Below are 7711 nucleotides of genomic sequence, written 5' to 3'. Positions count from 1 at the left end.
GAGCCAGCGCTCACGCGGGCTCGACCGGCGCCAACGCGGGGCAGCCCGGCTCGTCCGGGCGAGCCGCAGACCGCGGCAGTGGGGCCCCGCAGCGCTCATCCGCAGCCAAGCCTGCGGATGAGTCAGGGCGCCCCGCCGCGCAGGGCACACCCGCCGGGACGTCCCGGCAGCGGGTGTACGTCAAGATTGCGGCTCATATGGAAGAGCCGCACAACCTTGTGAAGCTGCAGGAGCTGCTGCAGCTTCACGCGGGCCCGCTGGAGGTCGCGCTGTTCTACGAGCGCACCCAGCGGCTGCTGGCTTTGAGCGGCCAATACCGCGTCAAGCCTTCTCCCGAGCTGTTTCGTTCCATCGAACAGCTGATGGGCAAAGATTGTGTGAAGGTGAAATAATCCTCCTTTTTCCGTCATACATTTGTAAAACCGCCAAAAGCTGCAGCCTGTCCGCGGCCGCGCGGTAACAGCCGGATATGGGATGAATGAGGCATGAGCGCAGAACTGGTGCTGCAAATGCTGCGGGAAAGAGGTGTGACCGCGGAAAGTATTGCCGAAATTGTTCTCCAGCTTCAGAAGCCGTATAACAAGGCTTTGACTACAGAGGTTTGTCTGGAGAGCGTGATTACGGTGCTTGCCAAACGCGAAGTACAGTACACCCTGATGACCGGTATCGCACTGGACGAGCTGGCGGAACGCAAGCTTCTTCCCGAACCGCTGCAAAGCATTTTGGAAGCGGACGAGCCCCTGTACGGGGTGGACGAGACGCTGGCTTTGGGAATTGTACATGTGTATGGTATGATCGGACTGACGAGCTTCGGCTCCTGGATAAGCAGAAAATCGGCGTTATCCGCGATCTTAACGACCATCGGCAGGAGATTCACGTGTTTCTCGACGATCTCGTGGCCGGGCTGGCCGCAGCGGCATCCGCCAGAATCGCTCATCAAAACAAACCCGTTTCGGCTTATTTCGCGGAACTTTGCGAAACCGGCGTGACCAGCGAGACCAGCGTGATCGGTGCGGATACGAAAGAGCCTGCATAGCCCGGATTTTATCCGCGGCAGGTGTCCGAACGGTCGAACGCCGTCTCGGCGAAACGGTCGGGACCGCGGCGATAGCGTCCGCGTGTCCGATTCACAAAAACTTCACCAGCCCGTGGGCGTGGGAAGTTTTTTTTGTCGGGAGATGCGGTCCAGGGAATATTTTACAGAGGGAAATGCCTTGGTATCCGGGCTATGAACGCGGCAATGCGGCTTATTTAATCCTTCTTTTTCCATTCCTCGTAACCGATGTAAATTCATCCGCGTCCTCCTGTGGAAGACAACCCTTCCTTGCGGTAAAATTAGAGGTTGTGTTATCATTATTCCATTGTATAGACTTGAGAGAACGGAAAGTGAAGGCTAGAGATACGCTGCCGCGTCATTTTCATTTTGGCGCTATCCATTTTACCCGGGTACTGTTGAGGAGGTATATCCCCATGTGGACCGTGATTTATATTGCCCCCACCGCCAAAATTGCGGAGCGTATAAAGCAACGCCTGTCGGAGGAGGGGTTTCTGGTCCAAATCAGAGCAATCTCCATGACCAAGAACCAATTTGAAATCGTGGTTCCCGAGGGTGAAGTGGAAGAGGTTCAAGAAGTACTCAACACCATTTTACATCGCTGACCGCAGCGGTTGCGAAGGCGTGTTTTACGAAACCTCCGCAGCGAACGGCTGGAGCGGAAATTGTAAGCCAGAGAGGTGCAAATGTGCTAAAGGATCTTTTTCAGAAACGCAAATATGCAACTATCCCTTCCGAGAAAGCGAAACGCGATATACCCGAAGGGCTGATGAATAAATGTCCGCGCTGCGGAACTATTCAATACAGTAAAGAGCTTGAGAAGAACTTGAAAGTCTGTACGTCCTGCAATTATCATTACAAATTAAATGCGATGGAACGTATGACGATGACCCTCGATGAAGGGCGTCTGTTCGAGTATGACGAGAACATGGTTTCGGAAGATCCGCTCGGTTTTCCGGATTACGAGAATAAAATCACCAAAGCGAAGGACAAGACCGGCCTGAAGGATGCCGTCGTTACCGGTGAAGGTACGATCGGCGGATATCCGGTCGTCTTTGGCGCGATGAGTTTTGACTTTATGGGCGGCTCCCTCGGTTCCGTCGTCGGCGAGAAGCTGACGCGCGCCATCGAGAGCGCCATCCAGAAGAAGTATCCGCTCATTCTGTTTTCGACTTCGGGCGGAGCCCGTATGCAGGAGAGCATTCTCAGTCTGATGCAAATGGCTAAAACGAGCGCGGCTATTCAGAAGCTGGACGAAGAAGGCGGCTTGTTTGTCTCCGTCATTACCGATCCGACCTTCGGAGGGGTTTCGGCAAGCTTTGCCATGCTCGGCGATATTATTATCGCGGAACCCGCGGCATCGTTCGGCTTTACCGGCCGGCGTGTCATCGAGCAGACGATCAGGCAGAAACTGCCCGACAACTTCCAAACCGCGGAATTCAACCTTCTGCGCGGACAGGTGGACAAGGTCGTGGCCCGCAAAGACATGCGGACAACGTTGATCAAACTGCTTGATATGCACGTGATGAAAGGGGATGCGAATTATGGCGGGTGAATTGTCATTTGAGCAGCCACTGACCGAGCTTCGCAGCAAAATTGACGAACTGAAGCGTTTCGGTGAAGAAAAGAAAATCGATTTCACGGATGAAATCCGGCGTCTTGAGGAACGGTATGCCGAGCTGCAGCAGGAATTGTATTCCACGATGTCCGCATCGGAGAAAATGCAGCTCGCCCGGCATCCGCAGCGTCCGACGACGATCGACTACATAGAGAGAATCTTTACGGACTTCGTGGAGCTTCACGGAGACCGTCTGTATGGAGACGATCTGGCCATTATCGGCGGCGTCGCCAAGTTGGACGGGCTTCCCGTTACGGTCGTCGGTCATCAGAAGGGCAAGGACACGAAGGACAACATTGCCCGCAATTTCGGCAGTCCGCATCCGGAAGGTTTCCGTAAAGCGCTTCGTCTGATGAAACAGGCGGACAAGTTCGGCCGCCCCGTCATTACGTTCATCGACACGAAAGGGGCGTTTCCCGGCAACGCCGCCGAAGAGAGGGGCCAAGGGGAAGCGATTGCGCGCAACCTGCTTGTCATGGCCGGTCTTCGCGTGCCTGTCGTCTGCGTCGTGATCGGCGAAGGAGGCAGCGGCGGAGCGCTCGCGCTTGGCGTCGGCAACCGGGTGCTGATGCTTGAGAATGCCATTTACTCGGTTATCAGTCCCGAAGGGGCCGCATCCATTTTGTACAACGATGCATCCAAATCCCTGCAAGCCGCGGAAGCGATGAAAATCACCGCCAAAGATATTGCGGAATTAGGCGTTATCGATAGCATCGTCTCTGAACCGCAGGGTGGTGCCCATCGTGATCTGGAGCTCCAGTCAGCGAATATTAAAGCGGCCGTTCTGGAGCACATGCAGCCGCTGTTAGCAATGTCGGAAGAGGAACTCAAAGAAGACAGGTACCTGAAATTCAGACAAATCGGCAGATACACATTTACTCAGGAGGGTAACCATGCGTAAGACAAAAATTGTATGTACGATCGGACCGGCAAGCGAGTCCAAAGAAAACCTCAAGAAGCTCGTAACGGCAGGAATGAACGTGATGAGACTGAACTTCTCTCACGGCGATTTTGAAGAGCACGGCGGCCGGATCAAAAACCTCCGCGCTGCCTGCGAAGAACTCGGAGGCCGCAACGTATCCATTTTGCTGGATACGAAGGGGCCCGAGATCCGTCTCGGCAAACTGAAAGAAGAACCGATCGAATTGGCCGCAGGCGAGATGATTACCCTGACGACCGAAGAAATTCTCGGAGATCGTGAACGCGTGTCCGTGACTTATGAAGGCCTGGCGGAAGACGTTAAACCCGGCGACACGATTCTGATCGACGACGGTCTGATCGGCCTGACGGTTGAAGCCGTTCAAGGAAACGATATCAAATGCCTCATCGTGAACAGCGGTCCGATTAAAAGCAAAAAAGGCGTGAACGTACCGGGCGTCAGCATCTCGCTGCCGGGTATTACGGAAAAAGACGCTAACGATATCGTATTCGGTATCGAGCAGGGCATCGATTTCATCGCCGCTTCTTTCGTCCGTAAAGCAAGCGACGTGCTTGAAATCCGCGAACTGCTTGAGCGCCACAACGCTTCTCATATCCAGATCATCTCCAAGATCGAGAACCAGGAAGGCGTTGACAACCTGGATGAAATCCTGGAAGTTTCCGACGGCCTGATGGTTGCCCGCGGCGACCTTGGCGTGGAAATTCCGCCGGAAGACGTACCGGTTGTACAGAAGCAAATGATCAAGAAGTGTAACCTGGTGGGCAAACCGGTTATTACCGCTACCATGATGCTTGACTCCATGCAGCGCAATCCGCGCCCGACTCGTGCCGAAGCAAGTGACGTGGCCAACGCCGTGTTCGACGGCTCCGACGCGGTCATGCTGTCCGGCGAGACAGCTGCCGGGAAATATCCGGTTGAAGCGGTAGAAACCATGTCCCGCATCGCACTGCGTGCGGAAGCGGCACTGGAATACCGCGAAATTTTCCTGCGTCAAGCGCACGCGCTGCAAACGACGGTAACGGAATCCATTTCCCAATCCGTCGCGAACGCCGCTCTTGAGCTGGATGCCAAAGCGATCGTAACCGCTACGGAAAGCGGCTATACCGCTAGAATGGTATCCAAATACCGTCCGAAGGCGCCGATCGTTGCTGTAACACGCAACCCGCAAGTTATGCGCCGTCTGAACCTCGTCTGGGGCGTGCAGCCTGTCCTTCTCCACGGGGACGCTCAAACGACGGACGAGCTGTTTGAGCAAGCGGTCGACGGAAGCATCCGCGAAGGCTATGTGGATCTCGGCGATATCGTCGTGATCACGGCCGGCGTGCCGATCGGAAGCTCCGGTACTACGAACCTGATGAAGGTTCACCAGGTCGGCGAAATGATCGCCAAAGGAACCGGTATCGGCACCCAGCACGCGAAAGGTGTTGTCGTGACGGCCGAAACAGCCGAGGAAGCGGTCAGCAAAATGAAAGACGGCGCTATCCTGGTCACCAATATGACCGACAAGGATTACATGCCGGCTATCGAGCGTGCGGCAGGTCTGATCACGGATGTGGGCGGGATTACTTCCCACGCCGCGGTGGTAGCTCTCAGCCTGGGTATCCCGGTTATCGTGGGCGTCGACCGTGCCCTTGACCTGATCAAGGACGACATGGAAGTCACCTTGTTCCCTGAAGTAGGCATCGTGTACTCGGGACGTGCGCGCGTCCTGTAAGCGATTCGGATAAGAAAGGAGTGAGTCCGCCTGGTGCGGGTTCACTCTTTTTTTCAAACTGCGGAGACAGTGAATATGCATCCGAAATTCCCAAACAATGAAGACAGGAGGAAGGGTTGTGTCGAATGAAACAACGAAGGAGCGCGAATGGTTTCCGTACGGCGTCCGGGTCAGGTATCAGGAAACCGACCAGATGGGAGTCGTTTACCATGCCAATTATTTGACCTGGCTGGAAATCGCCCGCACGGAATATATCCGGGACAAAGGTTTTCCGTACACGCGGATGGAGGAGCTGGGGCTGCTTCTGCCGGTCGTCGGTGCCGAACTGAAATATGTGCGTCCGGCCCGATATGACGACGAGATAACGATTCTGACCCGTGTCACAAGCTACACGACGGTGAAGCTGGAGTTTGAGTACGAAGTGCGGCGCGGAGAAGAACTTCTTGTTACGGGCCTTACGAGGCATGCTTGGGTGAATCTTTCTTGGAAGCCTGTACGTATAGATAAAGAAGTGCCTGAATTATACGAATGGCTGCAAAGGGGTGGATAGCCGGTGTTACGCATTGCGCTTGCCGTCTTTATTATCGTGCCGGTCCTTGAGATCGCTTGTATCATCGGTATGGCCCATCTGATTGGGGGCTGGATGACGTTCGGGCTGATTCTGCTGACGGGTCTTCTGGGGGCTCTTATCGTGAGAAAGGAAGCGTCCCGTTTCCTGCCTTACGCCCGCAATCAGCTGTCTATGGGCCAGAACCCGACGGATTCCGTACTGGACAGCGTCTGCATCTTTGTCGGCGGACTGCTGCTGATCGTGCCGGGCTTCCTTACCGATCTGGCGGGTCTGCTCCTGGTGCTTCCATTTACACGGTCCTTGTTTAAAATGGGGCTACTCGTCCTGCTGCAGAAGCTGATGAGAAACGGACGGTTTATGTTTATTAACCGCAGATAAAATGAAAAACGAAAACGGCGAAACGGCAAACTGCTCCGTTTCGCCGTTTTCGATTAAGCAGGTCGAAGAAAAGCCCGGTCAGCGAACTTCCGTGTTCGCGGCCGGGCCATTTTTTATGTATCGGGCAATATCGTGGAAGACTTTCGCTTTATAGACCGCCGTGAGGACTACCATAAGCACGGGGCCGAGGATAAGTCCTACGACGCCGAACAGCTTAAGTCCTACAAACAGTGCGATCAAGGCGGCGAGCGGATCCAGCCCTACACTTGAGGCGAGCACTTTGGGCTCCATTATTTGCCGCACTACGACGATCAGGCCGTACAGGACGGACAAACCGATTCCGAGGAAGAGGTTGCCTTTGAAAAAGCAGTAAATGATCCACGGAACGAGGACGGCTCCGGTGCCGAGATAAGGCATCAGATCGCACAAGCCGATCAGAAGGCCGATGGTGACGGCGAAATCCACACGCAGAATGATCAGCCCGATAATGACCGCGACCGTCGTCAGGGAAATGAGAATAAGCTGAGCGCGCATAAAGCCGAACAGCGCCTTCTGCAGATCGCTGGAAATGAGACGAGTCGCTTTGCGGACGGTTTCCGGTACCAGCATGGTGTAGCGCATCACGAGACGGTACCAGTCTTTGCTGATAAAGAAGGTCGCCATCAGCACGATGATCGATACGGTCGCGATGTTAGGCAGGGACTGGATGATATGAATCAGCGAGTTGACGATATATTTCAAGGCGTTGGAGCTGAAATCGGCAATCGTCCCCGTAACGGAGCTGAGGTTGCTGCTGAGATCCAGATTATTGGCTCTCATAAAATCGTTCAACTGCCCGACAATCCCCTGAAACCAGGCCGAATTCAAAAATTCCCTCGCCTGATCTTTCCAGCTATTGATCATACTTTGTAAATTTTCGGCCAGCGTTCCCAGCTCTACGATCACTTTCGTCACCAGCAGGGTCATGGCTGTAACCGTGATGGCAATCAATAGAAGAATGACCAGCGTGGCGGACAGCCAGCGCGGCATTTTGGCCTTCCGCTGCAGCATGTTGACGATCGGATTGAGTACATAGGCCAGCAGCCAGCCGATGATGAAGGGATAAATCAGCGGGGACACGTACCGCAGCAGCAGCCAGCCCGCCACGAGGCACAGCAGGACCAGAGCTCCCCGGAAAATTTTGTGCAGCAGGTACGGATTGAACACTCTCATAGGCTTCCTCTTTCTCGCTCGAAATGAGTTTACTACAGGACGGGATGAATTCCTAAATCACAAGGAGCAAGTATAGTGTTTCTCTGAACTTCCCCGATTATAGGACCGTGCCTGTCTTAAGTTCCGACTTAAGTTCTGACTTAAGTTCTGAGAAACAATACCCGCAATAAGCCTCTGCTGAATCTACGTCTGCGGATAGACTATGCACTTTTTCATACGGATAT

General features: G+C 54.3%; 8 protein-coding genes and 2 pseudogenes. 8 read left to right on the top strand and 2 right to left on the bottom strand.

From position 1 onward, the window contains the following. Positions 1 to 392 (top strand): annotated as a pseudogene (locus PCH01S_RS17270) (DNA polymerase III subunit alpha); the annotation flags it as partial. A 93-nt stretch (positions 393 to 485) separates the two neighbouring features. Then, positions 486 to 1036 (top strand): annotated as a pseudogene (locus PCH01S_RS17265) (phosphatidylglycerophosphatase A). Positions 1037 to 1138: 102 nt separating this feature from the next. On the opposite strand, the gene PCH01S_RS30520 reads toward PCH01S_RS17265, so the two are convergent. Continuing rightward, the gene (locus PCH01S_RS30520) at positions 1139 to 1294 is read right to left on the bottom strand and encodes a hypothetical protein (RefSeq protein WP_156972832.1); all 156 of its coding nucleotides are present in this window, start codon (positions 1292 to 1294) and stop codon (positions 1139 to 1141) included. A gap of 176 nt (positions 1295 to 1470) precedes the next feature. Between PCH01S_RS30520 and PCH01S_RS17260 the strand changes: the two genes are divergently transcribed. The 6 genes from PCH01S_RS17260 (at position 1471) to PCH01S_RS17235 (ending at position 6275) form a co-directional block, all read left to right on the top strand. Beyond that, positions 1471 to 1659 carry a hypothetical protein gene (locus PCH01S_RS17260; RefSeq protein WP_009676703.1) on the top strand — a complete coding sequence of 63 codons (189 nt, stop codon included), beginning with the start codon at positions 1471 to 1473 and terminating at the stop codon, positions 1657 to 1659. A gap of 83 nt (positions 1660 to 1742) precedes the next feature. After that, positions 1743 to 2609 carry an acetyl-CoA carboxylase, carboxyltransferase subunit beta gene (gene accD, locus PCH01S_RS17255; protein ID WP_042231163.1) on the top strand — a complete coding sequence of 289 codons (867 nt, stop codon included), beginning with the start codon at positions 1743 to 1745 and terminating at the stop codon, positions 2607 to 2609. Beyond that, complete coding sequence (gene accA, locus PCH01S_RS17250) at positions 2599 to 3573, top strand: acetyl-CoA carboxylase carboxyl transferase subunit alpha (RefSeq protein WP_042231162.1); 975 nt, start codon at positions 2599 to 2601, stop codon at positions 3571 to 3573. The genes accD and accA overlap by 11 nt, the downstream gene beginning before the upstream one ends. Further along, positions 3566 to 5326, top strand: coding sequence for a pyruvate kinase (gene pyk, locus PCH01S_RS17245; protein WP_042231160.1), 1761 nt, complete (start codon positions 3566 to 3568; stop codon positions 5324 to 5326). The genes accA and pyk overlap by 8 nt, the downstream gene beginning before the upstream one ends. Before the next feature lie 118 nt (positions 5327 to 5444). Beyond that, a complete protein-coding gene (locus tag PCH01S_RS17240) occupies positions 5445 to 5876 on the top strand; it encodes an acyl-CoA thioesterase (protein WP_042231159.1) in 432 nt (143 codons plus the stop codon). 3 nt (positions 5877 to 5879) lie between these two features. Beyond that, positions 5880 to 6275 carry an FxsA family protein gene (locus PCH01S_RS17235; protein ID WP_042231158.1) on the top strand — a complete coding sequence of 132 codons (396 nt, stop codon included), beginning with the start codon at positions 5880 to 5882 and terminating at the stop codon, positions 6273 to 6275. Positions 6276 to 6353: 78 nt separating this feature from the next. Here PCH01S_RS17235 and ytvI read toward each other — a convergent pair whose 3' ends face one another. After that, positions 6354 to 7487: a sporulation integral membrane protein YtvI gene (gene ytvI / locus PCH01S_RS17230; RefSeq protein WP_042231157.1), complete on the bottom strand. Its 1134-nt coding sequence runs from the start codon at positions 7485 to 7487 to the stop codon at positions 6354 to 6356. Positions 7488 to 7711: the final 224 nt, after the last annotated feature.

This window comes from Paenibacillus chitinolyticus NBRC 15660 (assembly GCF_000739915.1).
GTDB lineage: Bacteria > Bacillota > Bacilli > Paenibacillales > NBRC-103111 > Paenibacillus_F > Paenibacillus_F chitinolyticus.
This window is presented reverse-complemented; position numbering and strand designations above follow the sequence as displayed.

Excerpts from the sequence above, each read along its gene's own strand:
- PCH01S_RS30520 (WP_156972832.1), bottom strand. The coding sequence starts at position 1,294 with ATGAATTTACATCGGTTACGAGGAATGGAAAAAGAAGGATTAAATAAG.
- PCH01S_RS17260 (WP_009676703.1), top strand. The coding sequence starts at position 1,471 with ATGTGGACCGTGATTTATATTGCCCCCACCGCCAAAATTGCGGAGCGT.
- accA (WP_042231162.1), top strand. The coding sequence starts at position 2,599 with ATGGCGGGTGAATTGTCATTTGAGCAGCCACTGACCGAGCTTCGCAGC.
- pyk (WP_042231160.1), top strand. The coding sequence starts at position 3,566 with ATGCGTAAGACAAAAATTGTATGTACGATCGGACCGGCAAGCGAGTCC.
- ytvI (WP_042231157.1), bottom strand. The coding sequence starts at position 7,487 with ATGAGAGTGTTCAATCCGTACCTGCTGCACAAAATTTTCCGGGGAGCT.